The organism is Acanthopleuribacter pedis (assembly GCF_017377855.1).
GTDB classification, from domain to species: Bacteria; Acidobacteriota; Holophagae; order Acanthopleuribacterales; family Acanthopleuribacteraceae; genus Acanthopleuribacter; species Acanthopleuribacter pedis.
This window is the reverse complement of sequence record NZ_JAFREP010000003.1, coordinates 110132-136347: the sequence shown is the minus strand read 5'-3', so window position 1 is coordinate 136347 and position 26216 is coordinate 110132. Positions and strand designations below refer to the sequence as shown.

The 26216-nt window shown below is 57.1% G+C and carries 20 protein-coding genes; 7 read left to right on the top strand and 13 right to left on the bottom strand.

Translation table 11 applies throughout. The features are described from left to right. Window positions 1–2: 2 nt before the first annotated feature. The 4 genes from J3U88_RS04000 to J3U88_RS03985 form a co-directional block, all read right to left on the bottom strand. Complete coding sequence (locus tag J3U88_RS04000) at window positions 3–2414, bottom strand: SUMF1/EgtB/PvdO family nonheme iron enzyme (protein WP_207856955.1); 2412 nt, start codon at window positions 2412–2414, stop codon at window positions 3–5. Between the two features lie 40 nt (window positions 2415–2454). Next, window positions 2455–2898 (bottom strand): ATP-binding protein, encoded by a 444-nt coding sequence (locus J3U88_RS03995; RefSeq protein ID WP_207856948.1) that lies wholly within the window; start codon window positions 2896–2898, stop codon window positions 2455–2457. A 934-nt stretch (window positions 2899–3832) separates the two neighbouring features. Beyond that, complete coding sequence (locus J3U88_RS03990) at window positions 3833–5104, bottom strand: PP2C family protein-serine/threonine phosphatase (protein WP_207856946.1); 1272 nt, start codon at window positions 5102–5104, stop codon at window positions 3833–3835. Between the two features lie 366 nt (window positions 5105–5470). Next, a complete protein-coding gene (locus J3U88_RS03985; protein WP_207856944.1) occupies window positions 5471–6811 on the bottom strand; it encodes a VWA domain-containing protein in 1341 nt (446 codons plus the stop codon). Window positions 6812–7349: 538 nt separating this feature from the next. Here J3U88_RS03985 and pal point away from each other — a divergent pair. The 6 genes from pal to J3U88_RS03955 all read left to right on the top strand — a co-directional run bounded on the left by pal (window position 7350) and on the right by J3U88_RS03955 (window position 14606). Beyond that, window positions 7350–7994, top strand: coding sequence for a peptidoglycan-associated lipoprotein Pal (pal, locus tag J3U88_RS03980; RefSeq protein ID WP_341535171.1), 645 nt, complete (start codon window positions 7350–7352; stop codon window positions 7992–7994). 458 nt (window positions 7995–8452) lie between these two features. Beyond that, on the top strand, window positions 8453–10021 hold the full coding sequence (locus tag J3U88_RS03975; protein WP_207856940.1) for an N-acetylmuramoyl-L-alanine amidase family protein: 1569 nt from the start codon (window positions 8453–8455) through the stop codon (window positions 10019–10021). Then, entirely contained in the window at window positions 10018–10734 is a 717-nt protein-coding gene (locus J3U88_RS03970) for a GerMN domain-containing protein (protein WP_207856938.1), read from the top strand. The genes J3U88_RS03975 and J3U88_RS03970 overlap by 4 nt, the downstream gene beginning before the upstream one ends. A gap of 39 nt (window positions 10735–10773) precedes the next feature. Beyond that, window positions 10774–11709 (top strand): signal peptidase I, encoded by a 936-nt coding sequence (lepB, locus tag J3U88_RS03965; protein WP_207856936.1) that lies wholly within the window; start codon window positions 10774–10776, stop codon window positions 11707–11709. Window positions 11710–12299: 590 nt separating this feature from the next. Continuing rightward, on the top strand, window positions 12300–12752 hold the full coding sequence (locus J3U88_RS03960) for a tellurite resistance TerB family protein (RefSeq protein WP_207856934.1): 453 nt from the start codon (window positions 12300–12302) through the stop codon (window positions 12750–12752). Between the two features lie 510 nt (window positions 12753–13262). Next, window positions 13263–14606 carry a hypothetical protein gene (locus J3U88_RS03955; protein ID WP_207856933.1) on the top strand — a complete coding sequence of 448 codons (1344 nt, stop codon included), beginning with the start codon at window positions 13263–13265 and terminating at the stop codon, window positions 14604–14606. A gap of 48 nt (window positions 14607–14654) precedes the next feature. Here J3U88_RS03955 and J3U88_RS03950 read toward each other — a convergent pair whose 3' ends face one another. From J3U88_RS03950 to J3U88_RS03925, 6 genes are all read right to left on the bottom strand, one after another. Next, complete coding sequence (locus J3U88_RS03950; RefSeq protein WP_207856931.1) at window positions 14655–15413, bottom strand: hypothetical protein; 759 nt, start codon at window positions 15411–15413, stop codon at window positions 14655–14657. After that, entirely contained in the window at window positions 15410–16453 is a 1044-nt protein-coding gene (locus J3U88_RS03945) for a Rieske 2Fe-2S domain-containing protein (protein ID WP_207856929.1), read from the bottom strand. The genes J3U88_RS03950 and J3U88_RS03945 overlap by 4 nt, the downstream gene beginning before the upstream one ends. Further along, window positions 16450–16938: a hypothetical protein gene (locus J3U88_RS03940; RefSeq protein ID WP_207856927.1), complete on the bottom strand. Its 489-nt coding sequence runs from the start codon at window positions 16936–16938 to the stop codon at window positions 16450–16452. Before J3U88_RS03940 ends, J3U88_RS03945 begins: the two co-directional genes overlap by 4 nt. Then, window positions 16935–17198: a hypothetical protein gene (locus J3U88_RS03935; protein WP_207856925.1), complete on the bottom strand. Its 264-nt coding sequence runs from the start codon at window positions 17196–17198 to the stop codon at window positions 16935–16937. The genes J3U88_RS03940 and J3U88_RS03935 overlap by 4 nt, the downstream gene beginning before the upstream one ends. Before the next feature lie 478 nt (window positions 17199–17676). After that, the gene (locus tag J3U88_RS03930; protein WP_207856923.1) at window positions 17677–19224 is read right to left on the bottom strand and encodes a glycine hydroxymethyltransferase; all 1548 of its coding nucleotides are present in this window, start codon (window positions 19222–19224) and stop codon (window positions 17677–17679) included. Window positions 19225–19619: 395 nt separating this feature from the next. Continuing rightward, on the bottom strand, window positions 19620–20897 hold the full coding sequence (locus tag J3U88_RS03925) for a tRNA nucleotidyltransferase/poly(A) polymerase-related protein (protein WP_207856922.1): 1278 nt from the start codon (window positions 20895–20897) through the stop codon (window positions 19620–19622). Between the two features lie 304 nt (window positions 20898–21201). Between J3U88_RS03925 and J3U88_RS03920 the strand changes: the two genes are divergently transcribed. Continuing rightward, window positions 21202–22689 (top strand): sodium:solute symporter family transporter, encoded by a 1488-nt coding sequence (locus J3U88_RS03920; protein ID WP_207856920.1) that lies wholly within the window; start codon window positions 21202–21204, stop codon window positions 22687–22689. Here J3U88_RS03920 and J3U88_RS03915 read toward each other — a convergent pair. The 3 genes from J3U88_RS03915 to J3U88_RS03905 form a co-directional block, all read right to left on the bottom strand. Continuing rightward, window positions 22686–23384, bottom strand: coding sequence for a glutathione S-transferase N-terminal domain-containing protein (locus J3U88_RS03915; protein ID WP_207856918.1), 699 nt, complete (start codon window positions 23382–23384; stop codon window positions 22686–22688). The genes J3U88_RS03920 and J3U88_RS03915 overlap by 4 nt on opposite strands. 73 nt (window positions 23385–23457) lie before the next feature. Beyond that, the gene (locus J3U88_RS03910) at window positions 23458–24696 is read right to left on the bottom strand and encodes a hypothetical protein (RefSeq protein ID WP_207856916.1); all 1239 of its coding nucleotides are present in this window, start codon (window positions 24694–24696) and stop codon (window positions 23458–23460) included. 210 nt (window positions 24697–24906) lie between these two features. Next, the gene (locus J3U88_RS03905) at window positions 24907–25761 is read right to left on the bottom strand and encodes an AAA family ATPase (RefSeq protein ID WP_207856915.1); all 855 of its coding nucleotides are present in this window, start codon (window positions 25759–25761) and stop codon (window positions 24907–24909) included. Between the last annotated feature and the right edge of the window lie 455 nt (window positions 25762–26216).

Genomic DNA, 26216 nt, shown 5'->3' with positions numbered 1-26216 from the left:
ACTCACTCAAGGTTTCGGGCCAAGCGGAAACCTTGGTCGGGGCCGGTGTAATCGGCGGGGTTGGTGCCGCGCACGGAGACGCGGCAGACCCAAGCGGTGTTTTGATAACTGCCGCCGCGCACGCTGTACTCAAAACCCTCGCTGTCGCCGTGGGGATCACGGGCGGCGGAACCGGGATAACGCCAAGGGCTGTCGGCACACCACTCCCAAACGTTGCCGATCATGTCATACAAACCCCAGACATTGTTTCGCTTACGGCCGACTTGCTGGGCCGTGGTGAGCCCTTTTTCGAGGGTATTGTCCAAAAACCACGCGTATTGGCCGAGGCGCTCGCGACCGTGGCCAAAGTACCAGGCGTCGCTGTGACCCGCGCGACAGGCATATTCCCATTCGGCCTCGGTGGGCAGGCGGTACTGGTTAACCCCTAAGGCGGCATTCAGCTTCAAGGCGTAGTTAACGGCTTGGCGGTGACTGACATGGGTGGCCGGGGCGTTGGGGTTGTCTATGGCACCCGCTTTGCCCGCCCAGGGTTTGGTTTTCATGAGGCTGATCCATTGGCCTTGGGTGACGGGAAATTTCGCCATGTAAAAGGCGCGGGTGAGGGTGACGGGCGTAACCGGGCGCTCATTGGCCTCGCCGTCGTTGGAACCCAACAGAAAGGAACCGGCCGGGATTAAAATGAACGCCATTTTGACTTTTTTGCAGACGTACTTCTTTTTGCCTTTGGTGAGGCGCCCAAATTGTTTGCGACGCTGTTCGTAAAGCGTTTTGTCCGCCCCTTGGTAGGCCTTGAGGAGCCGACCCATTTCATCGAAGTCTTTGACCTTCACGGCCCGCGCCCAAGATTCCTCGGCCTGGGTTAATTGACGGCGCTTCTGGTCCTGTCGTTTGACGGCTTGGTCCATGGCGGCCAACTGACGATCGTCTCGTTCCGCGTGTTGGGCGAAGGTATCGCGGAGCTTTTGCATGTTGGTCAGATCACCCAAAATCTCGGCCTTGCGAAAATGCTCGAGCAAATAACCGAAAATAGGGCCTTGATCATCGCCGTCTTTCACCGCGGCCACGGTTTTAAAGTACCCGTTGCGCCAAGGCGCGATGCGTTGCGGGGCCGCGCCGGGCGTGGTGAATCGGCCGGCGCGACGCGCCAGCAGCACGGCCACCCCACCAAGACCACCAACCCCCATTAAACCCATGCCGCTTCCCACCAAAAGCGGCGTGTTTTGCCAAACGCCGAGAATGGTGGCCATCGCCCCCAGCCCAAAAGCCGGCCAGGGCCAATCGGAAACCATCCACGGCGGCAGCCCGCCCGCTTCGACTTCCTCCGTGGGAACACGCCGCGGCGGCGGCGCCTCCGGCTCTTGCAGTTGGAGATATTCTTGGTAAGCCGGCACGCTGCTGAGCGCGGCGCGCAACTGGTCAATGGTGCGAAAACGCTGTTGCGGATCCCGATGGACAGCTTCCCGCAGCACCGCGACCAGCTCAGCCGAAAGCCAAGCGGTGGGGTCCTCTTCGGCCGCGGCGGCTTCGAGGGCGGCAGCCTCTTGCGCGGCTTTGGCACCCTGGGGCGCGTGCGGTTCGGGTTCCGGCCCGGCGGATTGCGGCGCCTGGGCCTCAGCGGTGACCGCGTCCTGGAGCCGCGCGGTTTGGATGTTCAGCATCCAGGCCAATAAGGTGCCGGCACTGAATACATCGTCGCCGGCGTCGATCTCATCCTCAAAGGCGCCGGAGGCGCGGAAGGCGGCGTTAAAGCCGGCGCGGAGGTCGCCCACAAAACGCGCCTGCTGGTAGAAGGGCGTGGAAAAGAAATCAAGAACCAGGTGGTCACTTCGGCTCACGCGCACCACCCCGGGCTGGATGTTGCCGTGTAACAGTTCCGCCTTGTGGGCCTGGGACAGGGCGGCCAACATCGGCATGACCTGGTGAACGGCGACACCTTCGGTCAAACGACGCATGGCGAGGTGGGCTTTGAGGGAGACACCCAGCACCGGTTCCTTGGCGACATAAAAGGTGCCGTACTCGTGGAAGGTGGTGCGAATTTTAACCAGGCAGGGATGGCTCAACTCCTGCAAAAGGGCGATTTGCGATTCAAAACCTTTGAGCCCGGTATCGAATAACATCTCGCCACGATCATCGCGAACATGGACGCCGAGGCCACGCTCATCGCGGAAACCAATGCCCTTAGGACAGTATTCGAACAGGCGCACGGCGTTGTCAAATTCCTTGTCCCAAGCGCGGTAATGGAAGCCAAAAGGAAGGCTTGGTTCCGCCACGGCCCCGACCGCAAACCGCTCGCGCAGGAGCGTCCCAATCGGTAAGGCGTCGCCTTGCTCGGTCTCGCCGTGGCGAAAGCCGCACTTGGCGCAGGGTTCATCCATCGTAAAGGGTTGTTCAAAACAGGCTGCACAACGGGCCATCGCCACCAGCTTCGGACGAATCCTTGCGAATCAGGGATGGCTAGGAAAGGCTCTTCACCATGCTGAGGTAGTTGGAACCCCGCTCGGTGCGGTAGTCGACCTGATCCATGATTTGCTTCACGAGATAGCGCCCATAACCGTTTTCAGGTATAGATTCAATGTTTTCAATATCGTAACACAAACGAGGTTCGTTGGTGCCACCCATTGGTTCGGCCTCGTCGATGATGATCACTTCCAACCGCCCGTCGCCGACACCAAAACGTACTTTAATATCGTGGCCCTTTTGAAACTTATAACCATGCTCAATAACATTGTTGAGCATCTCGACCACGCAAAGCTCCACCTGGTAGGCAACCTCACTGCCCATCTCAAAATGATTGCAAAGGGCACGCACGGACACACCGGCCAACGCCACGTCCTCGAGGTTACTATCGATTTGAAACTGAATCTGATGGGTCAGGTTGGAGATGAGCGGTTGATGCATAAGACCTCGCATGGACACGCCTTTCACATGGTCAAAGGTGGAAATAAAAATGCAACACGCCCGTGGTTTCCCGCGGTTGAACCGGCGAACGGTGAACCATGGGGACCAGAATCAGACCGTTTACGTGCGATTCAACCTAAGAAACGCGATCCCTCGCGGTGATTCGGTTCAAGGTCTTCGGACCGCCCGTTTTCCGGTTCGCCGCGAGCCCGGAAGAAGCCCGGGTCGGCAAAAAGAGCGCAAATACAAACACGTGGATTATAACGTAAGAATTCTGACTTCCGAGCAGAAAAACGCACATTAGGAAATGATGAACAAGCAGGGGACTTTCAATGATGAGGCGGCGGATGGGTATGGATTGGGGTTGGTTTGGTCTGTGATTTTTTGGTGAGGATGGACGGATTTGCCGGGGTTCCCTCTCTGGTCAGGATGGGCGATTTGGTAGAGGTTCCCTCTTTGGCCTGTTTGCGTCGTGGATGGATGGGTCGCTTCGACTTCTTTTCTCAAGATATTTCGATTTTGAGGATTGCGGTTCCGCCTCGCTCGCTTTTTTGCCGGGGTTACGCCGCGGATGGTGCCGTCACTTCGTTGATCTGGTTCAGGTTTTGATGCGGTGACCCACCGCGCCGAATCCCTAAAAAGTAACCCTTACCTGTCACAACCCTAAAAAGGAAAAACGGAGAGGCGCCATCCTCAACTTATTGCGGCACCTGAGAATGAAGGCTGATCAAGCCATACTTGGCCGGCACGACCGCGGCGTCCCGGAAAACGTCCCGGCTACCACCAATCGAAGCAACGACACCATCCGCGTCGGGAACGCCTAAAAGAGGTCCACGAGGCCCGGCCGCATCCTCATACCATCCTGACATCCTGAGAAATAAGGAAGAAAACACCATGCAGGGATAGACCCACAAGCGATTAAGCCGTCCTCGATCTAATCCAGCTCAGCTAAATCAACCGCGCGCGGTCCGTCCCGATCATCCTCGCGCGGGGCGCGTTCGATGGCCAAAACCGAGAGATCGTCCTCGAATTGGTCGGAAAGCCGCCATTCGTGCAGTTCTTTTTTGGTTACCAGCAACCCTTCCCGCAGTGGTGCCTTGCGATGTTTATCCAAAATGCGCATGAAGCGCTCGGTCGAAAAGGGTTCATTTTTGGGATTAAAACAGGTGGTCACCCCGTCGGAATAAACAAACAAGCGATCCCCCGCGCGGAAGGGGAAACTGTAAACCTCGAACTCGGTATCCGGGAATACGCCCATGGGAAAACCGCCGTCGCCCACCAGTTTCGGGGGGGCGTCGTGGGGTAGATAGATAATCGGTGGGTGCCCGGCCTGGGTGAAGTGAACCTCTTCCATCGCTTTGTCGATGATGCCGTAAACCATGGTGAAGTACTGTTGCCCGTCGGAACGCACCTCAAAAATTTGGTTGAGCCGGCCGGCCAAGGCCATCGGGTTGGTGAAATCCAGGTAACCGTAGGTGGTGTGACCCATCACCACGCCCTGCATCTGGAAGGGATCGGGCGAAATCACATGGGACAGCGTGAAGGAAAGCATGGCCGCGGGAATCCCGTGCCCGGCAACATCCAACAGAAAAAACGCGGTGCGTTCCTCGTTCAGTTTAAAGAAGTTAAAGAAATCACCAGCCACGACTTCACAAGGCACAAACATGGATTCAAAGCGAATGTCGTCAATGGTCGCCGACTCCGTGGGCAGCAGTGCTTTTTGGAATTTGGCGGCCAACCGCAAGTTGCTGGCGGTGGTTTCCAATTGATCGGAGATCTGTTGGTGCGCCCGCTCGAGTTTGCGGTGTTGATCCACCAAGGTTTTTTCGTACTTGAGAACCCGGTCTCCGGCAAGAACCTTTACCTTGAGTTCCAAGGGGTTACACGGCTTGACCATAAAGTCGTCGGCACCGGCTTCCAAGCCGGCGATCAGGTCGTTCTTGTCGCCCTTGGCGGTGAGCAGAATAATATAGATGTAACGGGGGAAATCATGCTGCCGAATACGACGACACAACTCGAGGCCGTTCATGTTGGGCATCAACCAATCGGTGATAACGAAGTTAATCGTTTCAGTTTGAAGGATTTCCCAGGCTTCGGTACCGTCCGCGGCGGCGATAACCTCGTAGCCCATCTGTTGCAATTGCCGCTGAAGAATGGCTCGCGGAAAGGGCGTATCTTCAACAATAAGAATACGTGATAGCGCCAAGCTAATGCTCCCGGTTTAAGTTGAACCAAATCATGCCCATCCATGGGGCGGTTCCAACCACCTCATCAAACCGCACGGGGTAACTGCCTCAAGAGAGGATTTTGTCTTTGCCAATCCAAAGGCCGGGGTTCCGGTGGGGAAAACGGAAGAATGGGTGTTTCCCCAAATCTGTTTCCTTGCCGCGGCGGGCGGTACGAAACGGAATGCCACTCGGAGCAACCACCAGACGGACGCACGGTGCGATGAAAGGTTGCCACATTGTAGCGCAATTCAAGCCGGTGATCGTTTGATTTCGACTGAAGCGAACGATAAAAGCCGGCGCAAACAGGACAAAGAAGCCTAAACAACACCTCGAGGTAAAGTCGCTCAACCTCCAAAATAGCCGCTACGGTATGCCAATTTAACCCCGCGCCGCTTGCTCTTTATCTTGATTTTTCGGTATTTACCGGCTTTTCCAGGCGGCGAGTTGTAACCCAATACATAAAACACCTGATTGGCGGCGATGGTTTTGATCATCGGGCCCCGCAAGGTAAACACGCGCGTGAAGGAACCCCCCGATTCATTGGCCAATTCCCGCAATCCGTAGCCGACATCGTTGACATAAGACCGGTAAAAACCGCGAACCTCGCTCGAAACCCCAGCTTGGTACTTGGCGCTGCCGGCCCGCTTGCTTTCCGCACCGGTGTTGTAAACGTCAAAGGTATGGAAAATAACCCGGTTTTTGATACAGGTATGCAAAACACGTTGCAAGTCTAAATCCTTGCGGTAACTCCGGCCGCGCAACAGCGAGGGTTGTTGTCGTTGGCGGCGTGGATCCACGGTGCCGCTGCGCGCCTCGGTCAAAATATGCACGGCCATCTGGGTCGCCGACGAAGGTTCACTCATGGTGAAACCGGGTGACACAAAAAACATCAGCTTGAGGGACTCGGTATCGGTATAAGTCGCCGCCAAAATTTCCAGTTCGCCCAGCACGCGCTCAGTGCGGAATTGATGCATTTCCATGAATTGGTTGAGGGTATCGTTGAGGCAACGCTCCAAGGCACCGCCACCCATGCCGTTGAAATTCTGGACACATTCGCGAAAAGCCTCTTCCAGGGTTTCAAAATCACCGATCTCGCCACGGGTGCCGCCGGATCCGACCGGTCCACGGGACATCTGAAAGCCGCGATCACCGCCGTCGCCCAGCAAAAGCCCGCGGTTCCCGCCCCGAAACTTGAGGTCCTTCATCCGGTGTTCAAAGGCGTCCAAGGCGGCAATGGCGCGCTTCGGTGAGGATACAAAACCGTCGCTGACCGAACCCCGCTCCAAGCTGTGAATGTTGATTAGATAGGTGAATGGCGGCTCCAGGTTTTTGAGGAAGTCCCGCAACATGGCGAAGGTTTTGGTTTTCTGTCGTTCATCAAGGGACTCAAAATCGAGGGCCAAAATAATTTGGCGTACACCCGGTGGGGTTTTGCCGCGGTCGTAATCGCGCATGCCGGTTTGCACCACGTCCGGCACCCCGACCTGAAAATCCTTCATTTCAAAGAAGGTAACCTCAACGGGTTTTTTGTTTTCAGTGACCACAAAATCTTCTTTTTTGAGATCGTGAACGGGATTGCCGCGCCGGTCGGCGGCTTTGACATCAAGGAGGACGTAGGTGACCCGCAACTCTTCATCAATCACGGGGTTCTGGAGCCACACTAAGGCCAGCAGGTAGATACTCATCCAACGCCTCCATAAGGGTTTCAGGGGAAAGGTGATTAACCATACCATTTCCGTCTTTACACATGAAACGCCCTCGCGGGGCGCCTCCCCCAGGAACGACCCGGTTTTGCAGCCTGCCCGCGAGTGGTGGTGAACCGCCGAAACCGGCCCCTCCCTTCAGTTGGGGTCGCGGATTTAGCGGGCTGCCAAGCGGCGAGTTCGCCGGCTTTTTCCCAACGTATTAAGGGTGCCGATGGGTGAGGCGAACACTGGGTCCCGTTAAAATGCCGGTCCATCGGCCGGCCCCGAAGGCAGACCGTTCCTTCCACACCAGGCTTGCGCTAGAATGGGGACCACGATGCAAGAGAAGTGGGTGTGGCGTGCGGCGTGTTTTTGGCAACATCCAGCGTTTTATTTCGTTAGAGAATCCAACCACGATCATCCCTTGTCGCACGCATCCGATGCAGGGTCCATGACCCGCCGAGCAACCCTTACCCGGCGGCACACCCTCGGCGACCAACCGCCGGCTTTTCGATCACAAACACGAGGAGGACGGAACGTGAGCCAACCGGTGAATCACGATTTCGAATGGAACCGCACATTATTTTCTTTTTTATGCCGCACCCCGGTGGGGGTTTGTTTGCTGCTTTTGGTTTTACTCAGCGCCTGCGGCGGCCCCAAACCTCCCGTTCGCGGGCCGAACCTGAACAGTGACGGCGATACCGTTTACGACAACAACCGCGGCGGCGGCAACGATGACGCAACCCGTATCTCGGAAGACGAGGTCGGTTATCCCACCAGTCCCTACGACGAGGAATCCATCGACTCACAAAAACTCAATGTGATCGATACCTACAACAGCAACTTGCCGGGGAACCTGGATTGGGACCCTGTCTTTTTTAACTTTGATCAGTCCGCCCTAACCGAATCGGCCCGCGATAAATTAAGCCGCTATGCGCAAGCACTCAAAGCGAATCCCGACATGCCGATCCTCCTGGAAGGCCACGCCGACACCCGCGGCACCGACGATTACAACCTCGCCCTGGGTGAGCGCCGTGCCCAAGCGGTCAAACGTTACCTGCTCCAACTCGGTGTTCCAGCCAACCAGATGCGCACCATCAGCTACGGTGAACTGAAACCCCTCGATCCGAGCAAAGGGGAAACCGCCTGGGCCAAAAACCGCCGCGTTTCTTTCACCTTCTAGCAAAATCCGCGGGGCCCTGTTTGCCGGTCCCGAAATCGGGCCGCCACCACCGGCCGCGGCGTCATTTCGTCGTCCGCGCGCCGGGCCGGCACCCTTCCCTCCGCGCCGGCCCCCCCGCGAATACAGCGGGTACCAAACGGGTCAAGGTCCAAATCACAAAGTCTCTCGCGCCGGCCGCAAGGGACGACGCGCTTCGATCCAGCAGCCGTAAGATCTTGATTTTAAAACGTCAGGACAGGAGCCAGGCGTCACACCGGCACCTAAAGCCGTCAACCGGCGCACGTAAATAACCCATGACAGACAGGCCGCCGTCATGGACGATTCGGATCCGTCGGGAGAACTTGGCCCAGCTCCTGCTCTGTTTAAGCTACAATGGGTGGCTTTGGGTCTCCACCCACCTCGCGACCCCGGTACGGCCCCCTCGGCCCGCCGAACCCGATGATAGGATTTGCATGGATATGACGGCACGCGCGTTTTTTCGTCCCGTTTCCCCAAAGATGCTGTTTTGCGGCTGGCTTCTGCTCACCGGCCTGTTGTGTTTGGGACAAAAAAACAACAACTTCATCACGCTTTACCACGGCACCGAAGCCCACCCGATTGAAATCTTGCGGGGCACGCGTCCCCCCTATTTGCGCCTTGACGCCGTACTGACCTCGCTCCAATTAGCGACCCCCATCCTCAGCGAGCGCACGCTCATTCTGAATGTGAGCCAACGGGAATGCCGCATCAACCTCGATACTCAAGACGCTTATTACGCCCGCATTAAAGCACCTTTTGCGATTCAGGAACGCGAGGGTGCTGTTTTTGTGCAAGCCCTCCACCTCACCCGTGTACTGACCGATCTCATGGGCGTGCAGGTCATTTACGACCGCTCCAGCAAAAGCATGCACGTCCCCCTACAGCAAGATATGGTGGCGACCATTCGCACCCTGCGCCGCGGCGGCCAATTCCAAATTTCGATTTTGTTCAATCAGGCGGTCAACCCGCCCAAGGTGGAACAACTCCAACGGGCATTGCTGGTTAAAATCCCACACAGCCCCATTTTGTTTGAAAAAGAAAACTTCATCGCCAACGAAGCCGTCCTCGCCATGGAACCGTTTCACAACCTCCCCGACGGCTCCACCGAACTGTTGTTTAAAATCGGCCCGGATGTCACCAAATACGAGGTCGCGCCTTTTATCTCCAAGGACCCACGCACCCTCATCACCCTGAGTGGTCATTTTCGGCCCGAGGTCGAAACCACCGCGGATATCCAACACGAAATTCAGGGCGGCATCCGCCGTATTGTGATTGATCCCGGTCACGGCGGCATCGACGTCGGCGCCACCGGCCCCACCGGCCTCCTTGAAAAAGACGTGGTGCTGGATCTCTCCAAACGACTCGCGGAGAAACTCAAGGAAGCGGGCGATTTTGAGATCAAGCTCACCCGCGAAGAAGACATCTTCCTTTCGTTAAAAACCCGCACCGCCATCGCCAACCACTTCAAAGCCGATCTCTTCATTTCGGTCCACGTCAACGCGGTGCGCATCGCCAACGCGCGCGGCAGCGAGACCTATTACCTGTCCATGGACGGCGAAAGCAACGCCAGTGTCGACAGCCACAACCGCGAATTTGGCGAAGAAGAAAAGGAACAGGCCAACGGTGAGCCCGACCCCCTAAGCGACGACCTGACCTTGATGCTGTGGGATATGGCCCAAACCAAACACACCGAGGACAGTTTCCGACTGGCCAAACATATTCAGGACCAGCTCAACAGCTTGGCCGGTATTCGCAGTCGCGGCGTAAAACAAGCGCCGCTCAAGGTACTCAAGGGTGCGTTAATGCCGGCGATTCTGTTCGAAGCCGCCTTCATCTCCAACCCCAGTGAGGAACGAAAACTTCGCAGTGATTCGTTCAAAAACGACCTGGCCACGGCGGTCACCGAGGCGGTCCTGCTCTACGATCAAGACGTACGTGCGCGCGCCCAAAAGCCGTCGGAGTCAGAGCCCTTCCCAATGAATGATGTCGTGGAGGATCAGACGCCATGAAGCATTGCGCCCTCCTCCTCTCAGCGCTTCTGCTCGGGTTCCTGGCCGCCTGCCAAAGCACTGAACGGGTCACGGCCCCTATTTCCGACGAAGCGCAAACCCAAGCCGACCTCGCCCTGGTTGAAAACAACGCGCTCGACCAAAATCCGACACCCTCTAACGACCCTTCGCCCTGGTTCGACGAGGACGCGCAGCGCAAGGTTATGATCTATTTTCGCCACAGCGAATACGACGGTCTGATTCCGCTTCAGCGCGCCATCGTGAAAAACAGCCGCACCAGTCAGCTGTTGCAGGTTATCGACCACCTGACCATCCCGCCCAGGGAAGCAGAGGGTCGCGCGATTTGGCCGAAGGACACGTACGTCCGCGAAGTTTACATGGTCGCCGACGGTACGGTGGTCATCGACTTCAAGCAAAAGTTCCTGGCCAACCTTCAGGTCGGCGCGGGCGGCGAAACCTATTTGGTCTACAGCCTGGTCAACAGCATCCTCGACAATTTCGAGGATGCCACCCAGGTCAAAATCCTGGTGGAAGGCAACGGCAGTGAAACCCTCCTGGGACATGTGGACATCGAAACCCCGCTCAAACGCAGCGCCATGGTTTACACGGTCATTCCCGAACCGCGTCTGGAGGACCTCATCACCATTGAGGAACTGGAACCCCTGCCGACCCAAGCGGAATCCAACACGCCAAAAGACGCGCCACAAAATTAAACGCCCCCCCCATCCCCCAGCCCATCGACGAGGTCCCTCATGAGTGAGAAAAACACCAAAATACTGGACGCCATCAAAGGCAAGGACAGCAAAAAAGAAAAAGATCCGGCAGAACTGAGTGTGGTCCGCGACTACACGCAGTTTTTTCTGTGGATGATTTGTTTTTTTCTGTTTTTCAGCACCTACGTGTTCCAAAACTTCAAGATCCCCACCCAGTCGATGGAGAACTCCCTGCTGATCGGCGACCACATCACCCTAAACAGCATGGTGTTTTCGCGAGGCGGCGGCGCCTTGGACCGTGCCCTGATGCCGATTCGTGAACCCAAACGCGGCGACGTGGTGGTGTTTAAGTTTCCACTCGATTCACGGGAACGTTGGGTCAAACGGCTCATCGGGTTGCCGGGCGAAAAGGTCGACATCCACAACGATCAGGTCTTCATCAACGGCGAGGCCTTGGACGAAGATTACATCTACCTGAAATCGCGCTTAACCGGCAGCGAACTGGGCGACCGCGATCCCAACAACAGCAACCTGCCGATGCATTACGACACCATGAAACCCGGCCTGGAAAACGCCGACCCCAGTCATATTTACAACCGCACCATTTCCACGCGCATGCTGATCAACCAAACCAAAATACAGGTTCGCCAAATGCGCAAGGAGTTTCCTGAAACAGATCAAACCTTCATTGACCAACTGGAAAAACGTCTCGATGAGGCAAGCGGCGAAACCATCCCCGAGGGGTTTTACTTGGTGATGGGCGACAACCGCAACCGCAGCCGGGATTGCCGCGAATGGGGCTTGCTGCCGAGCGAGTTGGTCGAGGGGCGTCCCTACTGGGTTTGGTGGAGCTACGGCGAAGAAGCCAACACCCACGAGGCCCAAGGCCTCGGCTTTTTGTGGGTTTACGCCCGCGTTCCGCTGCGCTTCTTCACCCACACCCACTGGGACAAATGCCTGACCCGGATCAAATAAGGTTGGGATTCGAAGCGCCGGTGGCGCGCCATCCCGGGTTCCTCGAAATTCACCAAAAACCACCGGCCACTTTTTGGTTTTTTCTCCGTTTTTCACCAGAAAGAACCCAACTTTCTATCGAATTTCATTCGGGCGGGAAAGAGCCAAAACACACATCCCCCTCAATTCAAAGTACTTGCCAAAACTTGACACCTTTGGCACCGGGGTTGCTCTACTCCCTTCCTGAAAGCGGGAATACCTAGCCGGTATGCGCGCCCCTGAGCAAGGCGCCCATGCAAACAAAGCTACGAATTATCCCACGAGCAGCAATAGCAAATAGACAGAACGCTTCAAACCCACGAGTGAAGCTTCAGTCTCCTCTGAATAAAGTTGATTTTGCCCGGCAATTGCCGGGCATTTTTTTTTGGCGAAACGCCCCATCGCCGCGTCTGTGAACCTCACCCACGCCGGCGGCGTCCAACCAAGGCAATGATCGCAATTCCCTACCAGCTCACGAAAACGCATGCCGGTCGTTTTTTTTCCGGGCATGCTCGGTTACAATCAAGCTGTCCTCATGCCTTTCACTTTATTCGAACCTGGAGGCCCCACCGATGAGCAATACCGGTCACACTGTCGGATCCCCACTTGAACTGCGTATGGGCGCGGTTCGCGTCTTGGCAAAAATGGCCCTATCGGACGGAATCATCACCAGCGAAGAACGCACCCTGATGGAAGAAATCCTTCAAGAACTCCAGGTCAACCTAAGTGCGGACGTCCTCTTCGAAGAAGTCAAACAAAAGCCGATTCACGAGCTCATCGCCCAAGTCGACAAATACGAGGACCGTTTTTTCATCGCCCTGCGCGCCTACGCCATGGCCCACATCGATTTCGACTTCGACCCGGAGGAACGCAAATTCTTTAACGACCTGGTCGGCATGCTCCAAATCAAGACCGAGGACCTGGCCCTCATCGAAGCAACGGAGCAAAACGAAGGCGCGGGCTTCACCCCTGAATTCGATACCCGCCTTCGCGCCCATTACGAAAATTCTTCGTTTGCGGTTTAACCTCATCAAGCTACGCGAATTTATTCAGTGCGCGACTGGGCCCCGATCTATCCCAATAAGGTAATTTACAGCGAGCCTCAAATCACGCCCACACGCGAAATTAGCGTAGACCATTATCTTTATTTCGGATAAGCTGTGACTTTACGCTTTGTAGCCGCGATCCGTCGCGTTCCTAAATCACGGGCCCATCCGGTGGCCGCATGCCGGCACCCTCCCGCCTCAAGACGGAACGCCGCCACGCGCATCATTGCCGTTCCACCTCTCATTGCCGGTGCGCCGTCGCCTTAACTCGTGCTTTACATTTCCTTCCCTACCAAACTTTTTTCCCGCTCTCTCCGTAAAGCTCGTGTGCGTGATGACGTTCTACTCGCGATGAAGATCCTGTTTCGATGTGATTGAACCATTTCTATTTCCACCATGGTTTCGCAGACCAAGCATCCTTGGCCGGCTAGCCTTTTCCCCAGGATCCCGAGGGCCATGCACCCACTCCAGCGGAAAAGCGAGGGTATCTTGTTGAAAACAAACCGTGAAGCTGAACAAAAAGCGACTCAGGCGATTCAGCGACTCCAGGAACAAACCGATCTTTGGCTCGTCGAACGCGACGATCTACAGCGCGACAGCGACCTGATCGACGGACAATACCAACAGACTTTTAACCACGTGGCCTCGATCCTCCTCCCCACCATCAACCGCACGGTTGTGGAAGACGTCGCCAAGGTGATGGGCGCCCCCCTGCTCCTGGAAACCTACGAACGCTGGGAAACCGGTTACCACGAACACAGCAGCGCGGTGGCCGCCATCACCCAAGATCGCGAGTTTGCCTACCGCGACGCCCTGATCGACCCCGATACCGGCTCCTACATCCTCAAAATCGAACGTCTTGAGAACAAAAAGCATTCGATCACGCCGCGCCTTTCCGAATACGATTTCCCCGAATTTCAGTACCTCTACCAACGCCGCTTCGGCGACCAATCCCAGGAAAGCAATTTTTCGCGATTTATGCGGGTGGTCACCCTCTCCGCCCAACGGGAAACCAAGGCGATGCAGGTGATCGAAGCCAACCTCGGCAAAGGCTCCTTTCCTCGGGCGGCGGAAGAGTACGGTGAACTCCAGCAAACCCTCGACGAAATCAACGAGGATTTGGCCGTAACACAGGCCAAAATCGAACATATCCAGGCTGTTACCGCCAAATACGACAAACACCAAGCCTGGCTGGACCACTTCCCTGAAACGGTTAAAAAAGAGCTGCTCGACATCCTCGCGGAACACTTGCGCGCGGCCAATTTCGACGAAATCTTTACCCGCACCAACGACTCCGTACGCGTTTTGCTCGCCCACTGCCAAGCCCTGCGCAAAAAACGCGGTTACCTGCGCGACCTGATGCGGTTCGTGGAAAAACAAATCAAAGATCGCGAGCAAATCATGGCCGAAATGGAACGCAACCGCGAACGCTGGGCCGCCGAACCGGACGAAACCCCGGCCTCGGATCCCACCAACTGGCTGGTCGACCAAGTCGAAGCCAAAAAACGCGGCACCCTGCGCTGGATTCGCTTCATCGGCCTCGCCCGCCGGAACTTCCTCGCCTTCCACCGCTTCAACTGGTACAGCGCCTACATGCAAGCCGGCCGCTTTCTCGCCTTCGACGCCTTCACCTTTAGCACCCCGGAAGAAATGCCGCCCGACGAAGCCTGTCGCAAGTTGTTTCCCGAGGTCAATGTCTGGCGCCAACGCCACAAACAGGACAAACCCGATTTCAGCTTCTTCGAGCAAGCACTGGCCAAGGTCCCCGACGGCCACGAATGGCACGACATCGCCGCGGCCCGAGCCGGCCGCAACGAACCCTCGTTTACCTAGCCCGCATTTCTCACTAGGAATTCTGCTACGAAGCCGAAGCCCGTGCGATTATAGTAACTTGTAGCTCTCGGGATCGGCCTTGAGCATCCACCAGTCGTCCAACCGCACCAATTCACCGGTAACCGCCACCGGCTCGGCCACCATCGGCAACACCGCCTGGTTCACCTGACCCTGGTTGCGGTCGACCAACAAAAAAGTTTTGACCGTCCCTTCCCCGTCGCGCACCACCAACACCGGCGGAATGCCGCCGCTGATGCAACGCACCGCGCAGGCCTTGTGGGTCTTGAGTTCGCCCGGATTCATCACACCCAAGAAACACTTGCTGTCGACAATCTCGCCCTTCAGGGTGACCTCCCCGAATGAAACCGGCTTGTCACCGACGCCGCCGCCGATTTCCCGAAGCGCATCCTCGGCCGCCAACTCGATCATGGTTTTGTTGTCGCGGTAAATCAAGGTGCCTTTCAGCGAAACCTTTTTGCCGTCAAACGGCGCAACAATCGGATCGGCCCCAAACTTAAACGGCGCCACCAGCAAATACCGCGAGAAAGCCTCCGCGTCACCGGCGGCATCCGGTCGCGCCACGCGCAACATCGGGTAGGGTTTGGCGGCAATCACGCCTTCAAACTCGCGCACCACGCCGAATTCAAACAAAGCAGCGGCGATGTCTTTCTGCTCGCGCACAATAAGGAAGGCCGCGACCGCGCCCAGCAGCAACAGCAGCACCACGGTGCCCCGCACCGCGCCGGCAATGCCGGCCGGCGCCTTGGGTTGATAACCCACATAAAATTCGTCCTGGTCCTGCTTCATGCGACGCCCTCCCCTTGAATCAGCGCGGGTTCGACCTCGGTACCCGGTGGCAACGGCTTGGGATCCACGTAGATCTTGCCCTCCGTCACCTTGGCGCGGAAGGTCGGGATCTTTTCGGTGAACGGGGGCGGTGAGGCACCGTCCTTGGGCCGGTACTGATAACCATGCCAGGGGCAGGTAATGCAACCGTCGACGATTTTGCCCTCACCGAGCGGACCGTTCTGGTGCTGACACACGTTGGAAACGGCCGAAACCTTGCCCTCATATTTGAAGACCGCGATGCGTTCGCCGGCGGCACAAATCATGCGCGCCCGATTTTCCAGAATCTCATCCACCCGGGCCACATACACCCAGCCGTTGTCCGCCTCGGCTTCTTTGTCGGTCGCGCCTTCGCGCAAGGCCGCGGCCGCGTGCAACCCAAACAAACCCAACACGCCCAAACCGAGCAAGGCCGTGGTCACCGGGGCGGCGTGGTTTTGCAGGTAACCCAAGGCCACATGGGCAACGAGCAACGCGTAAGCCACATACACCAGCATGTGCAGCGCCTTCCAGACCGGGGCGGTCAAGTTGGCCAACCAAAAATCGTGGCTGGTGGCGGCCATTAAAAACAGAATACCCAAGGCCAAAAAGCCAAGCAGTTGGAAAGGAAAGTTCACCACGCTTGCATAGTCGCCGTTGCTGGTTAACAAGCTGACCAAGGGGAACTGGTCCCCTCCAACGTGGTATTGAATCAGCGCCAACACCCCGTGGGCCAACCCCAACACAAACATGGAAACCCCCATGTGGCGACGGTTGTACAGCAGCGGCAGCAAACGCGGGAACAAACGGGCGGCGGGCCCGATGTACAGAATCACGTGCAGCAGCACAAAGGAAGCGGTGCCAAAACCGCGGATCAGCAGGGTTTCGGCGGTGATGCTGGGAAACAAGACGGCACCCAACACCATGAACACGGCAAGGTACAACAAGATGCCGACCGCCAACCAGCCGTCATAGACCTTCTTTTGGCGGTTCCATCCCACCGCCTGGTAGGCAAGACTCACGGTGACCCCCCCGCGCCCGCGGCGGACGCCCTTTTCACTTGCGGCAACGCAAACGCCAGCACCGCTTCGCCATGGGCGAGGCTGTGGATCACAATGCGACCGGCCTGTTGCCTGCCCGCCTCCGGTAGGAAGAAACGGCTGTTGGGACCGGACTGCAGCGGCCCCAGTAACAACCGCGTTCCATCTTCGCCGTCGGCCTGCCAATACACCAAACCGTCGGCGATCAAGGGCGTCTGTTCAAAGGCCAACTCCAGCCGCGCGGCGGCAGCTTGGTCGTAAACCCTGGCCGTTAGCGGCGGGTTTGTGGGCACAGCCTGCTCCCAGACGAGCGTGCCTTGGCCCGAATCACCCTGCAAAGGTCCCGGTAACGGCGATTGGGTCGGCACATTTCGCTGTTGGCTCGCACCAAGGATCAGCACGACCAGCGCCGCCGGGAAGAGCACGAAGGTCATCAGTTGATGCCGTTTGCGCAGGGGACGGATCACGGGGCACCCCCGGCCCGTTCCCGATGGGGATTGGTTTCTATCGGGGGCTGTTGTTGTCCCTGCAACAGCCGACGCAACAACAACGGCCACAAGGCCGCGGCCCCGGGAAAAATTAAAACGCGAAAACCAGGCGAGCCGTCGCGCGCGTTGGGGTCGATCTGGTTGCAGCCCTTGGTTACAAAATACGCGGCAAAAACCACACCGACAATCACATAAACACCGAAAACCAGGACGATGACGGTCGCAACCGTTTCATTCACGGACGGCCTCCCTAGTGCTTGCCCAAACTCGGCGCGACGGCCAAGCGGCAGAAAAACGTCTCGCAACGCAATTCGAACAGGACGAATCCGCGTGAGGGATCACGGAGATTTTTGTGGAAAAGTGGTGGAACGATTAACTAACTATACCGCGACTCGTCCCGTGTTCAAAAACAACGTTCGCTAAGTGCATACAACGCGGGACCAGGCAGGCTCATTCCCAAAAATAAAAAAAGCCCGATTACACTTGGGCAATCGGGCGCGAATTCCGCCATTGTGGCGAAACTGGTGTTATGTCTTTGTAAAAAATGCCTCGTGTGCCACGCCGTCAGCAAATACCGACGCTGTTCGCGGGCAGCTAGCTTTAAATGTTGTCGCTAAAATTCCGCGACGCAAGTAAAAAATCACACATAACACAAAAAAACCCGAGCCACGGTACTGCACCGCAACTCGGGTTTGTTTTCTTTCAGCGAGACGGTTTTTAGGCGTCGCTTTCGGCACCCATCCCAAAATGCTCCAGGAGGAAGGGCAGGTTCAGTTCGGGATAGAGGGGGAAGCGCTCCAGCAAGGCGCCCATGCGTTGCTGTGCCTGGTCGATAACGGCTTGATCCAGCTCGTACTTAACCTGGCTGGGCTGCCCCTTGGCTTTGCCTTTGGTTTTGAGGGCGGCTTTGGTGTTGCTCAGCACCAGGTGCAGAATGGCGGCGATTTCTTTCATCTCGGCGACGCCCATGCCCAGGCTGGTCACAGCCGGGGTCCCAAGACGCAGGCCGCTGGTGTACCAAGGACCGTTGGGGTCAAAAGGTACGGTGTTGCGGTTGAGGGTAATCCCACAAGAGCGCAGGGCGGTTTCGGCTTGGCGGCCGTTGATATTGAAACCCTTGGCCACATCGATCAACATCAGGTGGTTGTCGGTACCGCCGGAAACCACGGGCATGCCCAGTTCGGAACAGGCATTGGCCAGGGCGTCGGCGTTGTCGACCACATGCTGGGCGTAGGTTTGGAATTCGGGCGAAAGCGCTTCCTTAAAGGCAACGGCTTTGGCGGCCATCACGTGGGCCAAGGGACCGCCCAGAACCATCGGGCAACCCTTGTCGACGTATTCGGCGAATTCGTCTTTACACAACACAATCCCACCGCGTGGACCACGCAGGGTTTTGTGGGTGGTGGAGGTACAGATGTGGGCGTGGGCGACCGGGTTGTAATCACCGGTAAACACCTTGCCCGCGACCAAACCGGCGAAGTGCGCCATGTCGACCATCAGCACAGCACCGACCTCGTCGGCAATCTCGCGCATTTTGGCAAAGTTAATTTTGCGGGGGTAGGCGCTGTAGCCGGCCAAAAGAATCAGCGGCTTGACCTCACGGGCTTGGGCGGCAATGGCGTCGAGATCGAGTTCCCCCGTTTCGGGGCTGACGCTGTAGGAATGGGCTTCGAACAACAGGCCCGAAATATTCAAGCGATAGCCGTGGGTCAGGTGCCCGCCGGAATAGAGGTCCAGACCCAACAACCGGTGGTTCTGCGATTTGGCGCGCAGGTCGCGCCAGGCTTCTTCATCCAAGGCCATCACACTTTTGGCCTCGCGTTTCGCCAGTTCGGGGGCTTGAACGCGGGCGGCCAAGATGGCGAGGAACGCCACCAGGTTGGCGTCGGCACCGGAGTGGGGCTGAACAAAGGCGTGGTCGGCGTCAAACAATTCGCACGCCAAGCGGCAGGCCTCTGCTTCGATGGTGTCGACGTTGCCGCAACCGGCGTAGAAACGGTGGCCGGTAAAACCCTCGGCGTATTTATCGGTGAACAGGTTACCGTGCGCCAACTGGGTCGCCAGCGATGAATAGTTCTCACTGGCGATGAGCTTGAGGTTGCGGCTCTGGTCGCGGTATTCGCGCACAATGGTTTCAGCGACGACGGGCATCGTTTGGGAAACTTGATCTAGGGCGGCATAGAAACCGGCCGCGGCGCTGTTGGGGGCCTCACCGCCGAGGTTCTGCAAATAGGTTTGTAATACGCTGTTTTGGGGCGAAGTCATGAAACCTTCCTTCAATCTTACTGACACCTGAGCGAGTGGCACAGCCGAGGAAACGCGCGAGGCGCGGGAAACCGGAGCCACCACCCACATGGGTCGTGCGTTATGGAACGTGGTGGACGGCGGCAACAGCCCCGACCCGTGGGTGACGTTTGATAGAACAGGTCCACCCTGTTGTGGCCGCTCGGTTCTGCGACCGCGCGGCACGCCGGCCGGGCGAAAACCGTACTCCCCCGCACGGGTCGCCGACGGAACCAAACGGCCCCCCGGCAATCATCCCCAACGAGGGTTCAGCGAGTCATGCATGGGCGGGCGTTTCGTGCCGTCTCACTTTACCATTCCTGTTGGCTTAACCCCATAGCGGAAAACGATTTTTTGCTGGGGACCGAACCGGCGGATCAGTTGCCGCGACGGCGGCGGCGACGGCGACGCGGTTTGCCTTTATGACCGGTGTTTTGACCGGGTCGGCGCTCACCGCCGCCCTTGCGACGACGGCGACCACCGCCCGCATGGTGCTTAAAAAAGTGTTCGAGTTGTTGGCTTAACTGAGGTTCGAAAGAGCCCACCCAAAATTCAAGCATCCCGGCAACTTCGCTGCTGATCGGGGCGCCGCCGTAGGCGCCTTTTTGTTGGCGCAACGCACCCAAACAGGCCAAGGCCTCGATGATCGGCGTACGGAACGGCATCCCAAGCGACCCCAGAAACGCATCCAAGGCAGGCCGCTCCTCCTTGCTGGAGGTGGTGGGCTGGTGATCCGTCAATAAAAACAAACTCATCCACAGCTTGGTGTGGGTTTCCTTGGCGTAACTCCCGCGGGAATAGTGGATCGGCACGGCGTGGATACACTCGGCCACGGCCCCAAACCCCAATTTTTCGAGGAGTTGGTCACCGGAAGGCCACAACCGCCGCAACAAACCCATTTGCCGCAGACGAACCAACACATCCTCGGCATCTTCGCTCAACAAAATCCGGGTCAGTTCCTCATATTTTCGACCGGGCCCAATTTCGTTGACCGTGGCCGCCATCTCTTGAATAACTTTTTCCAAGTCGCCGGCAATGGTAAAACCGTGGCGCTCCGACAACTTGAGCGCGCGCAACATGCGCACCGGGTCTTCCTGAAAACGCACGCGCGGGTCACCGATGGGCACCAAACGACGTTGCTCCAGGTGTTCAATCGCACCCAAGGGGTCAATCACCTCGAAGTTGCGAATGTCGTAATAAATGGCGTTAATCGTAAAATCCCGCTGACGCGCATCCACGAGCAGCAACTGCCGTTGCTCGTCGCAGGTAAACGAGGCCTCGCGCTCGTCCGTGTCCTCGTGATCATCGCCGAGTTCGGCTGCATCCCCGTGGTTGTCTCCGTCATCTTCATCGGCCGGTTTTAAACTCGAAATTTCAATCACATCACCGGCAAAATAGGTGTGCACGATGGGAAAACGTTTGCCGATGGTTTTCGAGTTCCTAAAAATGTGGCGAATTTGATCAATCGAGGCGTTGGTCACCACATCGTAATCGCGCGGCTGAACCCCTCTCATTAAATCGCGTAGTGCCCCACCGACAAGCAGCGCCATATACCCTTTGCTTTTGAGGCGATACAACACCTTGAGCGCGGGTTGCGAGATATTTTTTCGAGATATATCGTGTTCACTTCGGGGAAGGACGCGGTAGGCTGACACCAATAACCTCTTTCACAATAAACGAAGCCGATTATAACCGAGCAAACGGCGGACGGCGAAATGATTCGCAACCAACTTTCGGCCCCACGTCCAAATTCCCGCGTCCGCGCCGGGTGGGCCGGTTGCCAAAACAAACCCGAACCCCTCCCATTGTGGCAAATCCAATCCTCGGCGACCAGCACCTTTTTCAAGAAACGCGCAATGCCCGCGGTATCCAAACACCATGCAAACTGCTAGAGTGACAGGCATTACCAAAAAAATGACGGCCACCGCGTCACCCTGTAGTACGACAGGAGCCCTTTTCATGTTCACCACGCTTGATACCTTCGCCTTAATCGCCTACTTGGGCGTGATCGTGGCCATGGGTTTGTACCTGTCCCGCAAAAACCACGATTTCCACGATTACATGTTTGGCGGCGGCCGCATGCCCTGGTGGAGCATCGGCATCTCGCTGATCGCTACCTCCGTCAGCGCCTCCACCTTTCTGGGTAACCCCGCCGAGACCTTTCAGGGCGACATGACCTACCTGATGTTTAACATCGGCAGTTTGGTTTCCATTATGATTGTGGCGGTTTGGTTTATTCCCCGCTTCCAGCGCATGAAGGTCGTCTCGGCCTACGAACTTTTGGAAATCACCTTCTCGCGGCCGGTGCGTCTGCTGGCGGCAAGTTTTTACACGGCCCATTTGCTCCTGCGCACGGGCATTTTGCTCTACGGCCCGGCCCTGGTCCTGTCCCAAATGCTGGGCCTCAACATCTACCTGGCGATCTGCATCACGGCGTTCATCGCCATTGTCTACACCTGGTTCGGCGGCCTCAAGGCGGTTGTTTGGACCGATGTGTTGCAATTTTTCGTACTGGCGGGCGGCGGCCTGTTGGCGCTCTGGACCTGTACCGAGGCCGTCGGCGGCTGGGCGGAACTGAGCGAGGCGGCCATTGAAGCCGGAAAAACCAAATGGTTTGATACCACGGTCGACCCCAGTCAGGCGGGCAACTTTCTCTCCGCCGGCGTGGCCTATATCGTGTTCGATCTCGCCATTCGCGGCTGTGACCAACAGTTTGTGCAGCGCTACATGTCCTGCCGCGACGCCTTCGAGGCCAACCGCGGTTCCTACCTCTCGCTCCTCCTCGGCGCCCTGATCGGCCTGCTGTTTTTCTGGGTCGGCGCCGCGCTCTACGTCTATTTCGAGGTCACCCGCGTCACCTTCCTCCCGCCCGCCCTCGGCGTCAATGAAATTTTCCCCTACTTCATCCTGCACGTGCTGCCGCCGGGTTTGACCGGCTTGTTGGTGGCCGCCATTTTCGCGGCGGCGATGAGTTCACTTGATTCCGCGGTGACGGCCTTGGCCAACACCACGGTCACCGATTTCCTGCCCCACAACGAGGACGTCAAAAAATGCCCGAAGGGAACCCTGCTGCGCGCGCGCATGTGGGTCCTGTTTTGGGGTGTGATCGGCACGCTCGCGGCCTTTGTATGCGTGGCGGGCGAGCAATCGCTGCTCACCAAGGCGCTGTTTTTTACCAGCCTGTTCATCGGCCCCCTGCTCGGGCTTTTCCTCTGCGCCTTTTTCTTCCCCTACCTCGCCTCACGCGCGGTGATCATCGGCGCGGTGCTCGGCATGGCAAGTCTGTTGCCCTTTTCCACCATCCCCGTGATTCCCGCCGAATGGTTCCAACCGGTATATCCGCTTTCGTGGACATGGAAGCCCTTGGTTTCAATGTCCTTTTGTTTGATCACCGCCCATATTGCAAATCTGTTCGTGAGATCGAACGGGGAAGAGACCGTCCCTTAAGCGCGGTAGGTTCCGCGCAAATATGCGATAATCGCCCCCGATTCAAACAAGGCGGTATCGGTGTTGGGATCCACCAAATAAGGCACCTGCATTTTGCCTGACCGCGCCACAAAAGCCTGGCGCGCCCGGCTACCGCGCGCCACATTATGCAGTAAATAAGGCAGGCCCAGCTCGCTCAAAACCTCGCGCACCAGCCGACAATATGGTGAAGCCTCGTAGCTGTAGAGTTCCAAAAGCTGCTCCGGCTCCACGGTGCCCCGGTAAAAGGTCCCCCGCCCAAGGCGCGGCAACGAGGCCATTTGCGAGGAAAAGTTCCCAATCGGACCACTGGCCAACAAAAAGGGCCGCCTGCCCGCACCGTAGGTGCGAAACAGGTAACGCACAATATCGCCCGATTCGTACATCGCGGTGTCGGTGTTGGGATCCACCAAATAGGGGAACATCCGCTTCCCGCCGTTTTCGATGACCCAAGCACGGTAGCGCGAGGGTCCCTTGGGACAGGGATGAACCACAACGGGTAAGTCCAACACGGTCAATGCCTCACGCACCTTGCGGCAAAAAGGACAACCTTCAAATTCGTACACTTCTAACGGCTTTTCGGGGCGTGGCCCCAACGCGGAAACCCGCGAACCCAAACCAAAACGCGCCCAAGTCGCCACAAAGGCTGTTGCCGTATTTATCGCGTGTAAAACCATCACCCTTCTCCTCGGTACGCTTGCCGTGTCCTTCTTCCCGGCGGACGACACGGGAACAAGGTGACACGGTTTGCTAAAGACCGGCTTTGTCCTGCAGATAGGTTACCGCTTTTTTAATGCCGCCCAAAGAAAGGTCTTCCATGTGGAAAACCTCGCGAATGGCGTTGAGCGTGTACTTGCCGTAGGTAATGTCCCACTCCCCCGCGGGGATCGGGTTGAGCCACACCGAATACTTAAAGCGTTCGCGCAGATGTTTGAGGCGCTCAATGCTCGGCAGCGCATCTTCAGTACCCCATTCGATGGCGCCGTAATCCGAAAACAACTCTTCCGGCGCCATGCTCGCGTCGCCAATGAAAAAGACCCGCGCCTCCGGCGATTCCTGCAACACCTTCTCCAACGGGACGGCATCGGTCCGGCGCGGGTTGCGGTACACATGCCCGTAAATGGTGTTGTGGAAGTAATAGGTTTGGGTGTCTTTGAAGCGATCACGCACCTTGCTAAACAACAACTGCACGTGCTTCACAAAGGGCAACATCGAGGTGCCGCCGTTGTCGATGAACAGCAGCAGCTTGATGCGGTCCAGCTCGCGCCGCTTAAACACCAGCTCAATTTCACCGCCGTTGCGGCTGGTCTCGCGGATGGTTTCATCTAAATCCAAGGCGTCGTGCGGACCCACGGGTACCATGTGCTTTAGGGTCCCCAATACCTGGCGAATGTTGGCGCCGGTTAAGGTTTGGTGGTCGTCGTAAGCCAGGTAACGGCGGTCGCCGATGACTTTAATGGCGGAGCGGTTTTTCCAGCCGCCGTGCACGCGAATCCCCCGTTCCGAAAAACCGGAATGGCCGAAGGGCGAAGTGCCGCCGGTACCGATCCAGCGGTTGCCGCCGTGGTGGGCCTCCATCTGTTCGCGGACCCGTTCCCAAAACATCTTCATCAAATCGTCGCGGTTCATGCGCCACAGTTGGCTCTGGGGAATTTCGCCCGATTCGACGGCCTGCTCCAACCACTCGCGAAATTGTTTGGTGTGCAACAGATCGCGATCCCCCTCGGCGACCGCGGGTAAATCGATATCGAAAAAGTACAGGGCGAAGGCACGCTCGAAACTATCGAGGTGCTCGGGGCGTTTCACCAAGGCCAAACGCATGAAGAGAAACAGTTCGTCCAAGGTTTTGACAAGCCCTAGCTCCAAACCTTTGTAGATATCAATGATTTCGGTCAAGCTGACGGGCACATCGTAATCGCGCAACAGGTAGAAGAAGTCGAGAAACAACGGTTCGGCGTGCAGCGAAAACGGATCAGCACTGGTGGTCATAAACCCTCCCCAAGAAAAACCGGCCAAAGCCGGGTTCGGTTAAACCTAAGAAGCGCTGAAGCGAGGGATTTTGGCTAAAGATCTGGAGCAAAATGGTTTGGAAAATGCGAGCCGGGGTCGCGTCCGACCGCACCCACTGGTCCTGAGCACTTTTACAGGCCGTTGTAGCCCAGAGGTTTAGCTAAAATCACCGCGTCAGCGCTTCTTAGGTTACAAACCACCGCCCCAGCCACGCTTGCGACCGCTGTCTTTTTTGCCTTTGTTGCGGAAGCTGAGAATGTCGTTGGTGCGTTTGAGCAAGGTGCCGGGGAACGGCAAGTCCTCGGTTTTCCCCGGGGCGACCCCGGCATGAATCATGGCGCCCAACCAGTTCAACAGCTCACTGGTCGCGGGCGGTTTCTCGAAGCCCCGTTCGCGCAGTTCGTAAAAAATAGTGAGCGCGGGTTCCATCAGCGACGCTTTCATTTCAGGAAAGTGCAGGGCGACGATTTTGCGCATATCCTCAACGCTCGGGAAGGCAATGTGGTGGCAGAAACAACGGCGCAGGAAGGGATCGGACAATTCGCGTTTGGCGTTGGAGGTAATAATGATGATCGGCGGGTGTTTGGCGGAAACAAGTTCGTTAATTTCGCGCATGACAAACTGGTTGTCTTCCAAAACGTCCAACAGGTTGTCCTGAACGTCGGATTCGGTTTTGTCAATTTCGTCCAACAGCAGGACCACCCGTTCCTCCGCGCGGAAGGCACGGCCGATGGGCCCCCAAATGATGTAATCGTGGAAACGGTTCACATCGCGGTCGCTCTGTTCGGTACCGAATCGGGCGTCGTTGAGGCGCAAGACGGTGTCTTGAACGTAACAGGCCTCTTCCCCTTTAATGGTTGATTTGGCGCGCAAAATTTCGAGGCGCGTGCCCAGCGAACGGCTAATTTCAAAGGCGAGCTGGGTTTTGCCGGTACCGGGTTCACCGGTCAGCAGCAGGGGTTTTTCCATCTTGATCGCCATGTTGACGATCGCCTCAAGTTCGGGATCAAGGTAGTACTTTTCGGTGCCGGAAAACTGTGTCACATGTCTCTCCACAACAGGAATCGAAGCGCGGACAGGAGCAATGCGGGCTAGCAGGACCGACTCCCGTCGAACGAGATTCCATTATAGCGGAGCGACGGGATGGACTACAGCGCTTGATTTGCTTTTCTGAGGCCCCATTCATATTTCGGATGGGTTTGGATGAGTTTGGTGGCGCCGAGCTTGGCTTGGTGAACCCGGGCTTGGCTTGGGTTCCGGTATTTCTCAGGAAGCCATGATGATTAGACCTAAGAGGCGCGATAAGAGCGAGGGATTTTGACTAAAGATCTGGAGCGAAATGGTTTGGAAAAAGCGGGCCGGGGTCGCGCACGACGCGCACCCGTTGGGTGCGGTGAGCATTTTTGCAGGCCGTTGCAGCCCAGATGTTTAGCCAAAATCACCGCGAGTTATCGCGCTTCTTAGGTTAGAGGATGCGGATGTTCCAATCACCCTCGGCT